The 18,434-nt window shown below is 32.7% G+C and carries 14 protein-coding genes and 1 riboswitch; of the genes, 13 read left to right on the forward strand and 1 reads right to left on the reverse strand.

The window, feature by feature from the left end:
- The first annotated feature begins 479 nt into the window (after nt 1-479).
- From COE53_RS06755 to COE53_RS06775, 5 genes are all read left to right on the forward strand, one after another.
- Nucleotides 480-1,184 (forward strand): HAD family hydrolase, encoded by a 705-nt coding sequence (locus COE53_RS06755; protein ID WP_069032543.1) that lies wholly within the window; start codon nt 480-482, stop codon nt 1,182-1,184.
- 387 nt (nt 1,185-1,571) lie between these two features.
- Nucleotides 1,572-3,011 (forward strand): hypothetical protein, encoded by a 1,440-nt coding sequence (locus COE53_RS06760; protein WP_139116336.1) that lies wholly within the window; start codon nt 1,572-1,574, stop codon nt 3,009-3,011.
- 182 nt (nt 3,012-3,193) lie between these two features.
- The gene (locus COE53_RS06765) at nt 3,194-4,102 is read left to right on the forward strand and encodes a DUF4240 domain-containing protein (protein WP_084006759.1); all 909 of its coding nucleotides are present in this window, start codon (nt 3,194-3,196) and stop codon (nt 4,100-4,102) included.
- Nucleotides 4,103-4,442: 340 nt separating this feature from the next.
- Nucleotides 4,443-4,718, forward strand: a complete 276-nt coding sequence (locus COE53_RS06770; RefSeq protein ID WP_069032545.1) for a hypothetical protein — start codon at nt 4,443-4,445, stop codon at nt 4,716-4,718.
- Nucleotides 4,719-4,928: 210 nt separating this feature from the next.
- Complete coding sequence (locus COE53_RS06775) at nt 4,929-5,207, forward strand: DUF3892 domain-containing protein (RefSeq protein WP_175403451.1); 279 nt, start codon at nt 4,929-4,931, stop codon at nt 5,205-5,207.
- Nucleotides 5,208-5,443: 236 nt separating this feature from the next.
- On the opposite strand, the gene COE53_RS24275 is transcribed toward COE53_RS06775, so the two are convergent.
- The gene (locus COE53_RS24275) at nt 5,444-5,893 is read right to left on the reverse strand and encodes a hypothetical protein (protein WP_254664542.1); all 450 of its coding nucleotides are present in this window, start codon (nt 5,891-5,893) and stop codon (nt 5,444-5,446) included.
- A gap of 242 nt (nt 5,894-6,135) precedes the next feature.
- Between COE53_RS24275 and COE53_RS06785 the strand changes: the two genes are divergently transcribed.
- The 8 genes from COE53_RS06785 to thrB all read left to right on the forward strand — a co-directional run bounded on the left by COE53_RS06785 (nt 6,136) and on the right by thrB (nt 18,237).
- On the forward strand, nt 6,136-6,432 hold the full coding sequence (locus tag COE53_RS06785) for a hypothetical protein (RefSeq protein ID WP_069032547.1): 297 nt from the start codon (nt 6,136-6,138) through the stop codon (nt 6,430-6,432).
- Between the two features lie 14 nt (nt 6,433-6,446).
- The gene (locus COE53_RS06790; protein WP_069032548.1) at nt 6,447-8,312 is read left to right on the forward strand and encodes a terpene cyclase/mutase family protein; all 1,866 of its coding nucleotides are present in this window, start codon (nt 6,447-6,449) and stop codon (nt 8,310-8,312) included.
- Between the two features lie 113 nt (nt 8,313-8,425).
- Nucleotides 8,426-8,529: riboswitch (SAM riboswitch) on the forward strand.
- Between the two features lie 81 nt (nt 8,530-8,610).
- Complete coding sequence (locus COE53_RS06795; protein ID WP_069032549.1) at nt 8,611-10,437, forward strand: bifunctional homocysteine S-methyltransferase/methylenetetrahydrofolate reductase; 1,827 nt, start codon at nt 8,611-8,613, stop codon at nt 10,435-10,437.
- Nucleotides 10,434-13,811 (forward strand): methionine synthase, encoded by a 3,378-nt coding sequence (gene metH, locus COE53_RS06800; RefSeq protein WP_098947590.1) that lies wholly within the window; start codon nt 10,434-10,436, stop codon nt 13,809-13,811. Before COE53_RS06795 ends, metH begins: the two co-directional genes overlap by 4 nt.
- A gap of 129 nt (nt 13,812-13,940) precedes the next feature.
- A complete protein-coding gene (gene metA / locus COE53_RS06805) occupies nt 13,941-14,846 on the forward strand; it encodes a homoserine O-acetyltransferase MetA (RefSeq protein WP_069032551.1) in 906 nt (301 codons plus the stop codon).
- Nucleotides 14,847-14,976: 130 nt separating this feature from the next.
- Nucleotides 14,977-16,281, forward strand: a complete 1,305-nt coding sequence (locus COE53_RS06810; protein ID WP_069032552.1) for a homoserine dehydrogenase — start codon at nt 14,977-14,979, stop codon at nt 16,279-16,281.
- Nucleotides 16,274-17,332, forward strand: coding sequence for a threonine synthase (gene thrC, locus COE53_RS06815; RefSeq protein WP_217492988.1), 1,059 nt, complete (start codon nt 16,274-16,276; stop codon nt 17,330-17,332). The genes COE53_RS06810 and thrC overlap by 8 nt, the downstream gene beginning before the upstream one ends.
- Nucleotides 17,329-18,237, forward strand: a complete 909-nt coding sequence (thrB, locus tag COE53_RS06820; RefSeq protein WP_069032554.1) for a homoserine kinase — start codon at nt 17,329-17,331, stop codon at nt 18,235-18,237. Before thrC ends, thrB begins: the two co-directional genes overlap by 4 nt.
- The last annotated feature ends 197 nt before the right edge of the window (nt 18,238-18,434 follow it).

Consider the following 18,434-nt stretch of genomic DNA (forward strand, 5'->3'; position numbering starts at 1 on the left):
TGTATTTTTAATTGTCATTGTGTTTTCATGTTTACAATACTTTTTTCATTTGTCCGATTTCATTATGTTAATTCTGTCTGTTCTCTATGTTTTTATCATTGTTTATTTTGTTGATAAATGGAAAACTAAAGAAATTTTAAGGTATTTTACTTTGTTAATCATTGTTTATTTTATAAATAAATTATTTTTTTTATAGATAATGATATCTTAAGTAACTGAAACTTCATTAATAGGGGTACAAAAAAGAGGATGATCTATGGATCTTCCTCTTTTTTGCTAAAAGAATAGTAGCTAAAAGAATGTAAATAAATTTTTACAGTAAATTGGCAAAACAAACTTTACGTTTACTTTTATATTATTTTAAGAAGAAATTAGGGACACTTAGCAAATTAGCATATATAATTAGTAAAGCCGAATCAATAGGCGTTTTGGAAAATTTATAACTATATGCTTCAGTTGGAAAGTGAGATAAATTAATTATGAAATATGATTTAGTTTTTGATTTAGACGATACATTAATTCAAACCCAAGCCGCATTTCGGCATAATGTAGATTTGTGTTCGAATCTAGTACATCAAGCGCTAGATGAAAAAGTAATAATAAATGACATTAAAGAAGTTTTTAATAAAATTGATCTAGAACTAATAAAAGAATTGGGTTTCAGTAAAGCGCGATATCCTTATGCATGGGAATCAACTTTAGATTTATTGGCAACTCGTTTTAATATAGAGATCTCAAGTATTGTCAATGATCAATTACAATCATTAGCAAAAACGATATTTAAAGTAAATATTCCACTGCAAAATGATACATTTATAATAGAAGAATTATCAAATCGCAAAGATGTAGCAAGTATGACTATATTGACTTTAGGTGAAAAGGACGTACAATCAAAGCGAGTAATGGATACTGGTTTAGTACATCATTTTGATAACGTATTTATAACAAGTAAAAAAGATAAAAGTACCTATCTTGAGTTAAATGAAAAATTAAGTAATCCAGTTATGATCGGTAACTCTCTTAGAAGTGACATTGTCCCTGCTTTAGATGCAGGGATGAAAGCAATTCATATTATAAGAGATTCATGGTCTTATGACGAAATAGAACATAATCATAGAATAGATAGTATTAAGTCATTAGTCGAGATTAAATTACTTTTATTTGGTAATTTGGTAAAACTCTAAAGGGTGTTTTTTAGTTCGTTTTATTGATTGATAGTTCAATTAACATTACTAGCTAATAAGTAATTATTAAGTATGCATTAGTAGGATAACAAATGGAGGATGATCATTAATCGATCATCCTTTATTTTATTTTTAGATGGATAATTGAATATGGTTTATGCAGAATTATTATTCAACATAATGGCAGGAAAGTTGCAGCAGAAAAGGATAATTAACCTAATATTTTTTTGTAACTTTTAATCCTTATGTATTTAAATGATAGATTATCTTTTTTAATTTAACATTAGATTTCATACTTTCGGATTAGGGCAATTCTATTCAAAAATGTAATTTTACATATATTCCCATATAACATGAGGTGGTATACTTATTTTGGGAGGGGAAGAAATGAAAGATTTAAAAAGGATCATTATCACGCTAATCACCTTGTCATTTTTAATTACTACTTCACATGTATTAGCAATGGATACGGGAACTGGTGAAAAGGGGAGCGTAACGAACCTAAATGCTACACATAAAGACCATATTGTTACACTTACATGGGATTGGAATGCAAGTGATAGTTACACAATTGAACGTAACGGTGAAATTTTAGATAATGACGTTTGGGGTAGTGGGGAATATAAAGATTCAAATTCAGTGCAAGATGATATTACATATACTTATACGATTTGGGCAAATGGGTTTGATGATAAAAAATCTGTAACAATTACGATTGAAAAAGATACAACGCCACCACCAAATGTTATTTTTGATGATTATCCAGTCATTGATAATCATTTTATTCGTTTTGCATGGCGAAACCCAACATACACACCAGATTTAGAGTCTGTAGACATTTATATGAATGGAGAATTGTTAACAAACTTGGGTACTGGTGCATTAAATGGCGGTGTTTATACCGCAAATAATTTAGAAGCAAATACTACTTATTTGTTAAAATTATGTCCAAAAGATAAATTAGGAAATGTAGTCCCATATATAGATTGTTCACAAAAAACGGTTAAAACAACGAATGAGAACAGACCTCCAGGTGAAATTAAAAATGGTAGGATCCAATATGTACAAAAAAATCTCATGTACAATATGGCCACAAGAACAGACTCTAGCGATAAGTATATGGATTTCTCTTGGGATTCCCCATCAGATGCAGATTACGTTGGAACTTATCTAACATTGCCTAATGGGAAAAAGATTTACATTCCAGGAAGGCCTAATTACGGTGGTTTTTATGAATACAAACCTGACACGGTATTTAAGGAACAAAAGTTTATTCTTCAAACTGTAGATTATAATGGAAACATCTCAAAAGGAAAAACATTAATTTGGGATAATCCATTACCACCAGGTCCTGTAACGAATGTGAAAATTAAAGAAACGAATGGGATCGTTACAGTTTCATTTACGCCACCAGTAGATCATGATTACAGTTTTACAAGAATTATCTTACCTAATAAAAAAGAAATTGGTTTAAATAAAGGAACAAACACTTATAGTTATAAAGGGAATCTAGTAGTTGGACAATCCTATAATTTTGTATTCTCTACGTCTGACGTAGATAAACTATCAGTGTATGCTCATTACTCACCAGAAGTAACAATTACGATAACACCGAAAGCTACAGTGGTTAATAAATACTATTATTTGAAATCAGCGGCTACTCTTAGAACACTTTCGGATGGTAAAGGGAAGGTAGTAAAATCAATTCCAAAAGGTAAGAAGATATACGTTATTAGCTCCGGGTATGGCTTGAAACATGATTATGTTTATGTAAAGTATTCAAATAAGTATACCGGCTATATTACGAAATCAACCGTGAAATTTTAGGCTCTCTTAAACTTAAATGTTGATAGTTGCGTACTGAAAAAGACTGTTAATTATGATATTATCCCCTTATAGTAGACACGCGAAAAAACCTATCCGTTAAAATGGATAGGTAGTCTACTATAGGGGGATTTTATTATGGCTTTAAAAGGAACAAACGGTAATAGACGGAGGATCTAAACAATATGAGTAAAAAAGGTATTGAACTTGGAGATATCTATGCATGTAAATTACCAGATGGAAGATATGGAACGATTAAAGTTATAAATAGAATAGAAAAGTCATATTTAATTTTTGTTTCAAAGTACATTGACATTAATTTACCAACCATAGAAAACAAAGAAATAAATGAGATTTTGAGATCAAATAGATTTCTATATGAAAATGAAGAAGCTTTACTTTGGAAAGATGGAAAGATGTACAAAGATATGATTTATATAGGGAATTCTCCTATTTCGGATTATGAAAAAAGATTAGTCAGTTCATCATACGGAGGAAAGTGGCATCCAAGTATTGCTAATCCAGTATATTATGAATGGCGCTGGTTACATGACAGAGAAAATTTTGAAAGAGAAGTTCTAGAAAGTCAAAAGATAGAAAGAGAAGAATTTCTAAATAAACCTCAAAAACCTAAAAAAATGATGAACGAAGAAACATTTTGGTCAATCATTTCACTTCTGGATGTAGAAAGTTCAATTGATGGTGAAGAAATCATTCAACCAGCCGTAGAAGTGCTTACTAAAATGAGTGTAAAAGATATAAAACAATTCGAAGAAACACTTTCATATAAATTATATTTACTAGATACGAAAGAACACGCTAAAAACATAGGCGAAAATTCATACAGTGAAGATGATACATCGTATTTTTCACCAGATTTATTTTTGTACAAAAGATGCTTAGTAATATCTAAAGGAAAAGAGTTTTATGACCATACATTGAATAATCCGATCAATATGCCAAAAGATTATTCCTTTGAAATGTTACTGTCCTTAGCTTCTGTTGCATATGAAATGCGAATGAAGAAAGAGTTTGAATATATACCAGGTTGCGATTATGAAACTTTCTCTAATTTGGAAGGCTGGAAATCATAAAATAACTTGGTTCTTATATAACTACCTTGTTTGTTCTATTTGTAACGATTTTACTTATATTTTTAAAATCTACTAATTCTATATTACCGTCCTTTAAAAACTAAAGGAAGTTTTACATATATGGTTCAATACTTTTATTCATTAGTTGTGTATGGATTAGTTAAGTCATTTAATTGAAGAGAACATGCTATCGTTGAAAATCATGAGTAGCCCAGTGTGGCTCTTTTTTTTAAAAACATAATCACAGTTTAGCTGAACAAAGAAACCGAAAAATGGAAATATATGTTAATATATTAAATAGCAAACATAAAAAATAATAATTATTAGAAGAGGTGAAACAATGAAAAATTTCAGTTCAATTTCACTAATATTATTAATCATTGGATTGGTATTGTTTGGAATAATTTATGTTGTTCCAGGCTTCAACGAACTTATTGCTTTAATTGGTTTTATATTGTTATTATTCGGAGCGATCTGTAGCTTTATAGCAATTTCCAAAAGAGAAAGAGGCAACACAAAGTTTTTTGCAGTATCGTCGTTTTTTATCATATTTTTATTGATTACTTGGTTTGAACCTTTTCTAATCCTACGTATGTTAACTTGGATTAAAAATTAAAAAACGAAATAGCTTCTAACCAACTAAGCATGCAATTCTTCTATTAAAATTAGAGAATTTAATTAAGATGTACAGACTGGAAAATCAGGGGGATTTCACTTTATCCTTCATCTTTGACTAATTAGTTTTACATCCTTTATCAAGTGGCAAAACTAATGATAAAAGGAGGATGTAAAAGTGACTCAAGATCGATTTGAAGAAGCATATGAAATGTATAAAAATCAAAGTGATGACGAACAATTGATGGAAGATGAATCAGTAAATCAGGACAAGGAACATATTGTTGCTGTTCGTAAAAATGAAGATGGTGATTTAATTGGTTTTAGAACAAGTTTTAATCGTGAACTAGATTATCTTCAAGCTCTGCAGGAAGCAAAAAGTGGAAATTTAGCACATGTAGATTTAATCCATAAGTATGGTCGTGACATCATTAGAAGTGAACCGGATGGTATAACAGAGAATAATTTGAGTAATTTACCAGAGTTTTAAGACTAAAAAGCCTATAAAAAACGAAGTAAACCCACTAGGGAATTTTCCTCGTGGGTTTTTTATTCGATCTACTCATTTGTCGTCAATCTTGTAATAGAAGTCAAATGAAATTGAGTGAACAAAAAATTATAGAGTTCAATATCAACATTCTCAATCATGATGAGGCATCTTCTATTTAAATCTTAGTATAGCTTGTCCACACTTTTAAAATATTAGTCTATAAGTGGGGAAGTCACTTATTCAGTTTGACTAAGTCTATTTAATCTTGGCAATTGGAATTGTGCAGCGTTTGCTTCTTCAGTTCCAGCGCCTTCGTTGTGTTCGGAATCTGTTCTGATTCTGCTTCTTTTGATTTTGCTGTCTCTGATTTTAATTCCTTGCTGTCCGCCTAATTCATCGTTATCTCTTCCAGCAATACCGCTTCTACCATTTCCATCTGCAAATTGTGAACGATCATTTGCTGTTTGGCTATTGTCTCTAGCATTTTGTCCGCCTTGATTTGCGTTCATTCCAACATTTCGATTAATTTGTCCTCCGCCTTCAGCTCTTTGTTCGACCTGGATGCGATTCTCTTTAATTTCAATGTTGAAAAAATTAAAATTGATTGAACCATCTGGATTAGCTGCTGCAAGCACCTCTTGAATTTCTTCTTTTAAAGCTTTGAAATCTTCAAATTCTGCTGCCATTGTAAAACACTCCTTTCTATCAATACTCTCACTATATTCACTTTTAATAGTTTCTGATTAGACATTTAATAGATTAGTCAATATATTAAATATTTTTGAGAAAAAAGTTTAAAGTAAATTATTTATTTCCCCTGAAATTCCCACTAGAAAATGTTGTTTTTTTCAAGTAACAGTTACTAATTACACAGAATAATTCATTATTTCACATTTAAATCATAGATTAATAATGGAGTGTGATCTAATTGAATCCTTTTTTAATAAAAATAGTGAAATCATTTTGCGGTGTAATTGTTATCGATCTGTTATTACTTATTTATTGCTTGTTACTAGGTAGCTATTTTCATATTTTACATTCATTTACTTGGTTCGGATTTAAAATAATTGTTTTACCTTTTAGTCTATTAGCATTTATTATTTCAATTGTTTATTTTAGTAAAAAGATAGAAGTCGAAGTATCAGAAGAAATTGATGAACTTGAAGAAATTGAAATTGAGCATTCAACAAGAATGGAAAAATACCATCAGCCAGAAAAAAATTGAACTGAGGTGGTAAAATGGACCTCGAAAATATTGTTTTACGAAATATTGAAGAGCGGATCAAACGTCTAAGAGCGAAACAAGATGAAGATGGTTCTTGGGAATATTGTTTTGAAGGTTCATTAATGACGGATAGTTTTATGATTTTATTAATGAATGATCTTGAATACAAAAATCAAAAGGTAATTAATGGGATTATTGATCGAATCATTAATCTTCAGCATCCGAATGGAGCTTGGAAATTATACGAAGATGAAAAAGATGGAAATATAAATGCAACAGTACAAGCTTACATAGCTTTATTAATCTCAAAAAAGTATTCAAAAGAACATTCGAGTATGAAAAAAGCTGAAAAATTTATTCGTGAGAACGGTGGTATTAAAAAAACACATTTTATGTTAAAAATGATTCTGGCTACTCATGGTTTGATTGAATATCCAAAATTATTTTATTTTCCAATGAGTTATTTTTTGCTCCCAGATAAAATGCCGTTAAGTTTATTTGATTTAAGTAATTATGCTAGAGTTCATTTAGTTCCAATGATTCTTTGTATAAATAAGCGATTTAAATTGAAATTGGATGACGATCTAAATATCGATCATCTTCTGGAAACTAGCGAGGTAGATTGGTTTTACGAAGAACGAGGGAGTTTTTATCAATTTTTACTTGAAGAAGGTAAGAATCTAGCTTCATATCCTCTCTATTTTCACCAAAAAGGATATGAAAAGGCTGAAAGATTTATTCTGGATCGTATCGAAACAAATGGAACTTTTTATAGCTATGCTAGTTCTACATTTTATATGATTTATGCTTTAATGGCTTTAGGCTATGAATCTGCTTCATCTGTCATTCAAAATGCACTACAAGGACTTCTTTCGTATGCAACCGATACAGAAGCCGGACTTCATATTCAAAATTCGCCATCAAAGGTTTGGGATACTGCATTATTGTCATATGCAATTCAAGAAGCTGGTTACCAAATAAATGATCCGATTGTTGCGAAATCAATTAGTTATTTAAGTAAAAAACAACAGAATTTGAATGGTGACTGGAAGGTTCATGCTAAAAATTTAAGTCCTGGTGGTTGGGGCTTTTCTGATGTTAATTCGTTTATTCCAGATAATGATGATACTGGAGCAGCTTTACGTGCAATTACAAGAAGTGCTTTGGATCAGTCCACATTACATGAAAGTTGGTTAAGGGGTGTTCATTTTTTACTTGGACTTCAAAATGACGATGGTGGTTGGGGAGCTTTCGAAAAAAATGTAACAAATAAATGGTTAACATTATTACCAATTGAAAATGCAAAAGATGCAATTATCGATCCTTCAACTGCAGATTTAACTGGACGTATTTTAGAATTTATTGGAAATTATACGACGGTTTCAAACGATGATCCGATTGTGAAAAAGACGGTTAATTGGCTTTTAAAAAACCAAAAATCAAATGGTAGTTGGTATGGTAGATGGGGTATTTGTTATATTTATGGAACTTGGGCAGCGATTACTGGCTTAAGAGCCGTTGGAATTCCTAAAAATCATGAGGCGATTAAAAAAGCTGAAAAATGGTTAGTTAGTATTCAAAATGAAGACGGAGGTTGGGGAGAATCGGGTCTTTCAGCTGTTAAAAATAAATATATTTCTTTAAAATATAGTACACCTAGCCAAACAGCATGGGCAGTTGATACTTTACTTTCAATTCGTAATAAGGAAGATGAAGTAATTAGAAAAGGGATTAAATTTTTAACTACTCAAAGTGAATTGACTAATAAAGCATTAACTTATCCAACTGGATTAGGTTTACCTGGTCAGTTTTATATTCACTATCATAGCTATAATGAAATTTATCCGCTATTAGCACTAGCACACTTTAAAAATAGTTAAATAATACTATTATGTAAACAAAATATATTTATTTTTGGAAATCTTTCCATAAATGTCTTTTCTTAATCATATAAATATAGTAAACTGTTTTTATATTAAATATAACTAAATAATCCTTATCGAGAGTGGTGGAGGGACTGGCCCTTTGAAACCCGGCAACTTTAGCGAAAGCTAAAAAGTGCTAAATCCAGCATGTTTAAAACATGAGAGATAAGGCGTAATCTGTACTTAAACGTCATTCTCTCATTTTTTTTGAGGGAATGGCGTTTTTTATTTTATCTAAATGGGAAGTGATTGAATGGGTTTATTAGAAAAGTTAAAAGATGGAATTGTTTTAGGTGACGGTGCAATGGGAACGCTTTTGTATTCTGGCGGACTTCACAGCTGTTTTGAAGAACTTAATATTACAGAGCGTGATCGAATCATTCATATACATGAACAATATATAGATGCTGGCGCAGAAGTGATTCAAACTAATTCGTACGGTGCTAATGCTGGAAAACTGAGACAATATGGATTAGAAAAGCTGGTTAAGCAAATTAATCAAATGGCTGTTAGAAATGCTAGAGCGGCTTCAAAAAGAAGAGCATTAGTAATTGGCGGTATAGGTGGAATGAAATATGTAGGTTCTACTTTTACGACAGCTTTAGAACGTGAAATGATGTTGCTTGAGCAAGCTTCAGCTTTACTAGAAGAAGGCGTAGATGGGATCATGCTTGAAACATTTTATGATGAAAATGAATTATATGATGCTGTAAATCTATTAAGAGGAAGAACGGATTTACCGATCATTGCACAAGTAACACTACAAGAAATTGGTGTCATGCAAAGTGGTCAATATATCGAAAAAATTCTTCCTAATTTAATCGATTTGGGTGCAGATGTTGTTGGAATCAATTGTCATCTAGGACCACTTCATATGTTGGAGTCATTAAATACTGTCTCATTACCAACGAATGGTTACTTATCGGCATTTCCTAATTCGGGATTACCACTATACAATGAGGGAAAATACGTATACAAATCGAATCCAGAATATTTTGAAGATATGGCAAAACCATTTATTGAACAAGGTGTAAGACTTATCGGTGGATGCTGTGGTACAACACCAGCACATATCGCTGCTTTACGAAGTAAGATTGATACTTTACAGCCTGTTACAAAAAAAGATGTAAAAAACAGAACAATAAAAATTACAATCCCTAAGCAAGAAGAACAAAAGAATGAAACATTAGCAGAAAAGGCAAAAAAGAGAACGACGATTATAGCAGAGCTAGATCCACCAAAAACATTACAAACAAGAAAGTTTTTTGAAGGAGCGAAAGCATTACATAGCGCAGGGGCTGATGCAATTACGCTAGCAGATAATCCATTAGCTTCACCTAGAATTTCGAATGTGGCGATGGCATCACTTCTTCAAAGATTGGATGTACCAGTTTTGACGCATTTAACTTGTAGAGATCGTAATATGATTGGACTTCAATCTCATTTAATGGGACTTTCAACTTTAGGTTTAAATGAAGTTCTTGCAATAACAGGTGATCCAGCAAGAGTAGGCGATTTTCCAGGTGCAACTTCAGTATATGATGTAGCATCACTTGAACTTATTCGAATGATTAAGGAAATGAACGATGGAAGGTTATATTCTGGTAAAAGTTTAGGAACTGGAACGAGATTTTCTGTCGCTGCTGCTTTTAACCCGAATGTTCGAAAGTTTGATGCCGCAATTAAAAGGCTTGAGAAAAAGGTTGAGGCGGGAGCGGATTACTTTTTAACTCAGCCAATTTATGATTTTGAAACGATTGATAGGTTATATGAATCAACTCGTCATATTAAACAGCCAATTTTTATTGGGATTATGCCACTAGTTAGTAAGAAAAATGCTGATTTTATCCATTATGAAGTTCCAGGAATTACATTATCCGATGAGGTAAGAAACAGAATTTCATCAGTTGAACCTGAGAGAGCAGTTGATGAAGGTAAAAAAATTGCAAAAGAGCTTATTGATTATGTTAAGGATAAATTCAACGGGATTTATTTTATCACTCCATTTTTGAAGTATGAAATTACAGAGGACTTAATTCAATTTACTAAAAGCAGCAATAAAGAGGAGATTCAACTATGAAAACATTAGACGTAGCATTAAAAGAAAAAATATTACTTCTTGATGGAGCAATGGGAACGATGATCCAGCAAAGAGATTTAACAGCAGAAGACTTTGGTGGGGAAGAATACGAAGGCTGTAATGAATATTTAGTTGTGACTAGACCCGATGTGATACAAGAAATCCATGAAGAGTATATAAACGCAGGTTCTGACATTATCGAAACGAACACATTCGGAGCAACAAATATTGTTTTATCGGATTATAATTTACAGCATTTAGATATTGAACTAAATGAAATTGCAGCAAGGATTGCAAAGCAAGCTGTTGTGGCATCCGGTAAAGATGTATATGTTGCAGGTGCGATGGGGCCAACGACAAAAGCAATTAGTGTAACAGGTGGTGTGACTTTTGATGAATTAATTACTGCTTATAATCGACAAGCAACTGGATTAATAAATGGTGGTGTAGATGTTTTATTAGTTGAAACTTGTCAAGATATGAGAAATGTTAAAGCTGCTTGTATTGGGATTAGTAATGCATTTAACGAATTAAATAAAAAATTACCAGTTATGATTTCCGGGACGATTGAACCAATGGGGACAACATTAGCAGGTCAAACAATTGATGCTTTTTATTTAGCCATTGAACATATTTCTCCTATTTCAATTGGATTAAACTGTGCAACAGGACCTGAGTTTATGAGAGATCATGTTCGTTCATTGTCAGAACTATCTGAAACTTTTGTTTCATGTTATCCAAATGCTGGTTTACCAGATGAAGATGGACATTATCATGAGTCACCAGAATCTTTAGCACACAAAGTACGCGATTTTGCTGAACAAGGTTGGATTAATATTATCGGTGGTTGTTGTGGAACAACTCCTGAACATATTAGGGCAATGAAAGATGCGGTAAATGGAATAACTCCTCGTCAACCTAAAAAAAGAGAGGATCATGCTGTTAGTGGTTTAGAATCACTTCGATATGACGATAGTATGAGACCACTTTTCGTCGGCGAAAGAACAAACGTTATTGGATCACGTAAATTTAAAAATTTAATTGCAGACGGAAAATTTGAAGAAGCTTCAGAGATTGCTAGAGCTCAGGTGAAAAAAGGTGCCCATGTCATCGACGTCTGTATGGCAGATCCAGATCGTGATGAAGTTGAAGATATGGAAAATTTCATTAAGCAATTAGTTAATAAAGTAAAAGTACCCATCATGATTGATTCAACTGATGAAAACGTAATTGAATTAGCACTAACTTATATTCAAGGTAAAGCGATTATTAATTCAATTAATCTTGAAGATGGGGAAGAGCGATTTGAGAAGATTTTACCTTTCATTCATAAATATGGTGCTGCAGTTGTAGTTGGTACGATTGATGAAGATGGAATGGCTGTATCAGCAGAAAGAAAATTGGAAATTGCAAAAAGAAGTTATCAACTATTAACTGAAAAATATAAAATTCGTGCGACAGATATCATATTTGATCCACTTGTTTTCCCTGTTGGAACAGGTGATACGCAATATATCGGTTCTGCAAAAGCGACAGTTGATGGAATTAAATTAATTAAAGATGAATTTCCAGAGTGTTTAACGATTTTAGGTTTAAGTAATATTTCATTCGGATTACCAAATGCTGGTCGAGAAGTGTTAAATGCCGTTTTCTTATATCATTCTACAAAGGCTGGTCTTGATTATGCGATTGTAAATACTGAGAAACTAGAACGATTCGCTTCAATTCCTGCAGAAGAACGTGAGCTTGCTGAGAATTTATTATTCCATACGTCTCAAGAAACATTAGATAAATTTGTTGAGCATTTTAGAAATTCAGTGAAGAAAGAAGAAAAACCGAAAGAACAGCTTCCAATTGAAGAAAGATTAGCTGCATGTGTAATTGAAGGTTCAAAACAAGGATTAATAGAAGATCTTCAAGCTTGTCTCGACCGTGGTGACACACCGTTAAATATTATTAATGGTCCACTAATGACTGGGATGGATGAAGTTGGAAGACTTTTCAATAATAATGAGCTAATCGTAGCTGAAGTATTACAAAGTGCAGAAGTAATGAAAGCATCTGTAAACTTCTTAGAGCAATTTATGGAGAAAACGGAAAGCTCTAGAAAAGGGAAGGTTATTTTAGCTACAGTTAAAGGTGATGTTCATGATATCGGAAAGAACCTAGTTGATATTATCTTGACGAATAACGGATTTGATGTTGTCAATTTAGGTATTAATATTCGTCCAGATGATTTAATTACAAAGATTCGTGAAAACAAACCAGACATTATTGGATTATCAGGCTTATTAGTAAAGTCAGCTCAACAAATGGTTATTACTGCTGGGGACTTAAAAAGTGCAGGGATTGACACACCAATATTAGTAGGTGGGGCTGCATTAACTAGAAAATTTACTGAAAACCGTATTCAGCCAATTTACGATGGATTAGTTGTTTACTCAAATGACGCGATGACTGGTTTAGACTTAGCAAATAAAATTGTTAATCCTAATGAATTAAAAGCATTAGAAGAAAAGAAAAAGGCAATTAAAAAAATAGACAATGTTATTGAATTACCTGTTCATGAAATTAATACAACAAGATCAGCAATACAGAAGTCAGATTGCTTAGTTCCTTCATCATTAAGTAAAACAGTCATAAAAAATATTCCGGTAGCTCAAGTGGCACCATTTATTAATTATCAAATGCTTATAGGTCATCACTTAGGTGTTAAAGGTAAATGGGAAAATCAAGAGCGTGGCCAAGAGTTATATGAGTTAGTGCAAGAATTCTTAAAAGATGGAAATGAATATTTTGACTGCCAAGTAATCTATCAATTTTTCCCTGCTCAAAGTGATGGCAATGATGTCATTATCTATGACTCTGAAACGAAAAAACCGATTGAACGTTTTCAATTTCCGAGACAAAGAAAAGAACCAAATCTTTGTATCAGCGACTTTTTAAATCCTGTTGGTGAAGAGATGGATTATGTTGGATTCTTCTCTGTTACATCGGGTCCACGAGTAAGAAATATCGCCGAAAGATTGAAACAAGAAGGGGAGTATTTAAAGAGTCACGTTTTATTCTCATTAGCTTTAGAATTAGCAGAAGGATTAGCCGAAAAAACTCATATGCTGATGAGAGAAAAATGGGGATTCCCAGACCGTCCAGATTTCACAATGTCTGAGCGTTTTAAAGCAAGATATCAAGGAATTAGGGTTTCATTTGGTTACCCTGCTTGTCCAAACCTAGAGGATCAAGAAAAGCTATTTAAGTTAATTAACCCAAATGAAATTGGGATTAATTTGACAGAAGGATTTATGATGCTACCAGAAGCATCTGTAACTGCAATGGTATTCTCGCATAAAGATGGAAGATATTTTTCAGTTTAATATCTGAGAATAATTATTCAATTGATTCAATAAAACCAAAATTTAGTTTAGATATTTCAAATAGGTAGTAGAAATAGTTCATGCATCAATCTACTACCTTTTTCTTAAGAAAAAAGAGGAGTGGAAAAAATGCCTATAATTATCAACAAAGATCTACCTGCAACGGAAATACTAACGAAAGAAAATGTATTCTATATGACGAAAGAGCGAGCGGAATCACAAGATATAAGACCGCTTCAAATAGGCATTTTAAACTTAATGCCAACTAAAATTGAAACTGAGACGCAATTATTACGTTTAATTGCAAATTCACCTTTACAAGTAGATATCGATTTAATAGGTACTGAATCATACAAGCCCAAAAACGTTTCAGAAGAGCATGTTTCAAGCTTTTATAAAACAATTACACAAATTCAAAATACAAAATATGATGGCTTTATTATTACCGGTGCTCCAGTAGAGACATTGGACTTTGAAGAAGTTGAATATTGGTCGGAACTTAAAGAAATCATGGATTTCACAAAAGAAAATGTAACTTCTACATTGCATATATGTTGGGGTGCACAAGCAGGTCTCTATCATCACTTTGGAGTACCTAAATACACATTAGATAAAAAAATGTTTGGTGTTTTCGCACACTCGGTAGAGGATCGCTTTGTGAAACTAGTACGTGGCTTTGATGACGAGTATTATGTACCACATTCAAGACACACGGAGGTTAAGAAGGAAGACATCGATCAAATAGGGGAATTGAAGATTTTAAGTCTATCAGATGATGCTGGTGTCCATCTTGTCACTAGTGAGGATGGAAAGCAAATTTTTGCAACTGGACATCATGAATATTGTATTAATACTTTAAAATTAGAATATGAAAGAGATGTACAAAGAGGAGCGGGAATTGCTATTCCAAAAAACTATTTCCGAAATGATAATCCCAAAAAACAACCGATTGTACGTTGGAGAAGTCATGCTAATCTCCTTTTCTCAAATTGGTTAAATTATTACGTTTATCAAGAAACCCCTTACAATTTATAGTTTTATATTTTCAATTTCATAATTTTGTCAATTACTAAAAAAAAAATTGGAAAATTTAAAAAAGTGTTTGCTATTTTCATAAAACATTCCCATAATGGTAATATTATCAAATTTTAACGGAGGAGATCATATGAAGGACTGTATATCTATCGGCCTATTAGGACTTGGAACTGTTGGAAGTGGTGTTGTAAAAATTGTTGAAGATCATCAGGACAGATTAGCCCATCAAATCGGTTGTTCTGTTCAAGTAAAAAAGATTCTTGTTAAGGACCTTGAAAAGGAACGCTCAATTTCAATTCAAAAAGATTTATTAACGACTGATGCATATGAAATTTTAGATGATGCAGAAGTAGATGTTGTAGTAGAGGTAATGGGTGGAATTGAAGATGCTAGAAAGTACATACTCCATGCCCTTCGTAATAAAAAACATGTAGTCACAGCTAATAAAGATTTAATGGCTTTATATGGTACTGAATTACTCCGTGTAGCAAATGAGAATAAATGCGATTTATTCTATGAAGCTAGTGTTGCTGGTGGTATCCCTATTATTCGTAGTCTAGTAGATGGTTTAGCTGCAGACCGTGTAACTAAATTAATGGGAATTGTAAATGGAACGACAAACTTTATACTTACAAAGATGAGCAATGAAGGAAAAGCATATGAGGATGTCTTAAAAGAAGCACAGGAACTCGGCTTTGCAGAAGCAGATCCAACATCAGATGTTGAAGGATTAGATGCTGCGAGAAAAATGACAATCTTAGCTAAATTAGGTTTTTCAATGGATGTTGAACTAGAAGATGTGCAAGTACGTGGAATTAGTTCAGTATCTTCAGAAGACATCGATTTTGCTAAATACTTTGGTTATACAATGAAATTAATCGGTTATGCAAAGAGAAACGATAATCGAATTGAGGTTAGTGTTGGGCCAACTTTAATAGCGCATAATCATCCATTAGCATCTGTTAGCAATGAATTTAATGCAGTTTATGTATATGGTGAAGCTGTAGGAGAAACAATGTTCTATGGACCAGGTGCGGGTAGTTTACCAACTGCAACTGCAATCGTATCAGACTTAGTTGCGGTAATGAAAAATATGCGACTTGGTGTAAACGGTACAAGTGCTGTGTTACCACAATATCCAAAAGAAATTAAAGAAGATCATGAAATCTATTTTAAATCTTTCTTCCGCTTTACAGTAAAAGATCAATTAGGTTCGTTCGCTGAAATTACTTCAATTTTTACAGAATCTGATATAAGCTTTGAAAAAATTATTCAAGTTCCATTAAAGCATAAAGGTCTTGCTGAAATCATCTTAGTAACACACCATGCGTCATATTCAGCATACAAAAAAGTATTGGAAAATTTAGAAACATCTGATGTTGTCGATGAAGTACGAAGCTATTATCGAATTGCAGGTGAAGATCTTGATGTATAAAGGATTAATCGAAAAATATTCAAATTTATTACCAATAAATGAAGAAACACCAAAATTAACTTTAAATGAAGGGAATACGCCATTACTATTTTTACCTCACTTATCAGAGGAGTGGGGAATTGAATTATATGTTAAGTTAGAAGGGCTAAACCCAACAGGTTCATTTAAAGATCGTGGGATGGTAATGGCAGTTGCTAAGGCAAAGGAAGCAGGAAGTTCAGCAATTATTTGTGCATCGACAGGTAATACATCTGCTGCCGCTGCTGCTTATGCTGCAAGAGCTGGTATGAAATGTTTTGTTATTATTCCTAATGGCAAAATTGCATACGGTAAACTTGCGCAAGCTGTCATGTATGGAGCACATATCATTAGCATCGATGGAAATTTTGATCACGCATTACAAATGGTAAGAAAAATTAGTGAGTCTGAACCAATTACACTAGTAAATTCTGTAAACCCATATCGAATCGAGGGCCAGAAAACAGCTGCATTCGAAATTTGTGAGCAATTGGAAGAAGCTCCAGATATATTAGCAATTCCAGTTGGAAATGCAGGGAATATTACAGCTTATTGGAAAGGATTTAATGAATACAATTTATCAAAAGGTTATCAATTACCTAAAATGCATGGTTTTCAAGCAGAAGGTGCAGCACCAATTGTTAATAATAAAAAGATTGATAATCCCGAAACAATTGCAACAGCAATTCGAATTGGTAACCCAGCAAGCTGGGATCACGCGGTAAATGCAATTGGGCAATCAAACGGTGCAATCGATAGTGTATCAGATGAGGAAATCCTACAAGCGTATAAATGGATTGCATCAAAAGAAGGCGTATTTGCAGAACCAGGTTCATGTGCAAGTATTGCTGGAGTATATAAACAAGTACAATCTGGTGTCATCAAAAAAGGCTCAAAAGTAGTAGCCATCTTAACAGGTAATGGATTAAAGGATCCAGATATCGCAATTCAATCAAGTAAAATTGAGCCAATCCTGTTACCGAATGAAGAAAAAATTGTATTAGAACATTTACAAGGTGTGGTTTCGATATGAAAAAACTTTTACAAATAACAGTTCCTGCAAGCACTGCAAATGTAGGACCTGGTTTTGATTCGATCGGTATCGCGTTAGATCGATACTTAACAATTGAGGTTTATGATCACGATCAATATAGCTGTGAGGGATTTAGTGAATATTTAAAAGATATTCCACTTGATCATACAAATTTAATCTTAAAAACAGCAATTGATGTCGCAAAAGCAAATCATAAAACTTTGCCAACATGTCATTTAAAGCTTGAAAGTAATATTCCCTTAACAAGAGGTTTAGGAAGTAGTGCCTCAGCAATAGTAGGTGGCATTATACTAGCGAATGAACTTTGTAATCTTCAATTATCTCTAGAAGAACAGCTTAGAATCGCAACTGCAATTGAAGGTCATATGGATAATGTCGGAGCTTCACTTTATGGTGGCTTAGTTATTGGGACTTTTATAGATGGAAAAGCATATATCCAACACTCGACATTAAATAAAGTGTCAGTAGTAGCAATTATACCAAAATACGAATTAGAAACTGTTCATGCAAGAAATATATTACCTTCAACGATTCCTTATAAAGATGCTATACAATCTAGCAGCTTTAGTAATCTGTTAGTATCAGCACTATTAACGGAAAATTGGGCATTAGCAGGCGATATGATGAAACGAGATCTGTTTCACGAACCATATCGATGCAAAATTGTAAAAGAGCTAGAAACCCTAAAACAAATCGAATTACCTGAATATGTACATGGATTCGTATTAAGTGGCGCCGGTCCGACAGTACTAGCATTTGTTTCGATCGAAGGTTGTACTGAAGCAATTGACTATTTTACACGTTTATTTCCAAATTGTGATGTAAGTGAAATAAAAATAGAAAACAAAGGTGCAAAAGTAAAACATTCAATCCACTCGAATTAAAAGAAAGGCACTCAACTATGGAGAGTTGAGTGCTTTTTTATTTTTAAGATTAAATCTGAAGTGCAAATAAACAAGGTAGAGCTGCAAATAAAATCAGTGAAACTGCAAATAAAAAAGGTGAAACTGCAATTAAAATCTGTGGAGCTGCAAATAAAATAGCGGAAACTGCAATTAAATCTGTCAAGATGCAATTAAAA

Source organism: Bacillus sp. AFS029533, assembly GCF_002585125.1.
Classification (GTDB): Bacteria; Bacillota; Bacilli; order Bacillales; family Bacillaceae_G; genus Gottfriedia; species Gottfriedia luciferensis_B.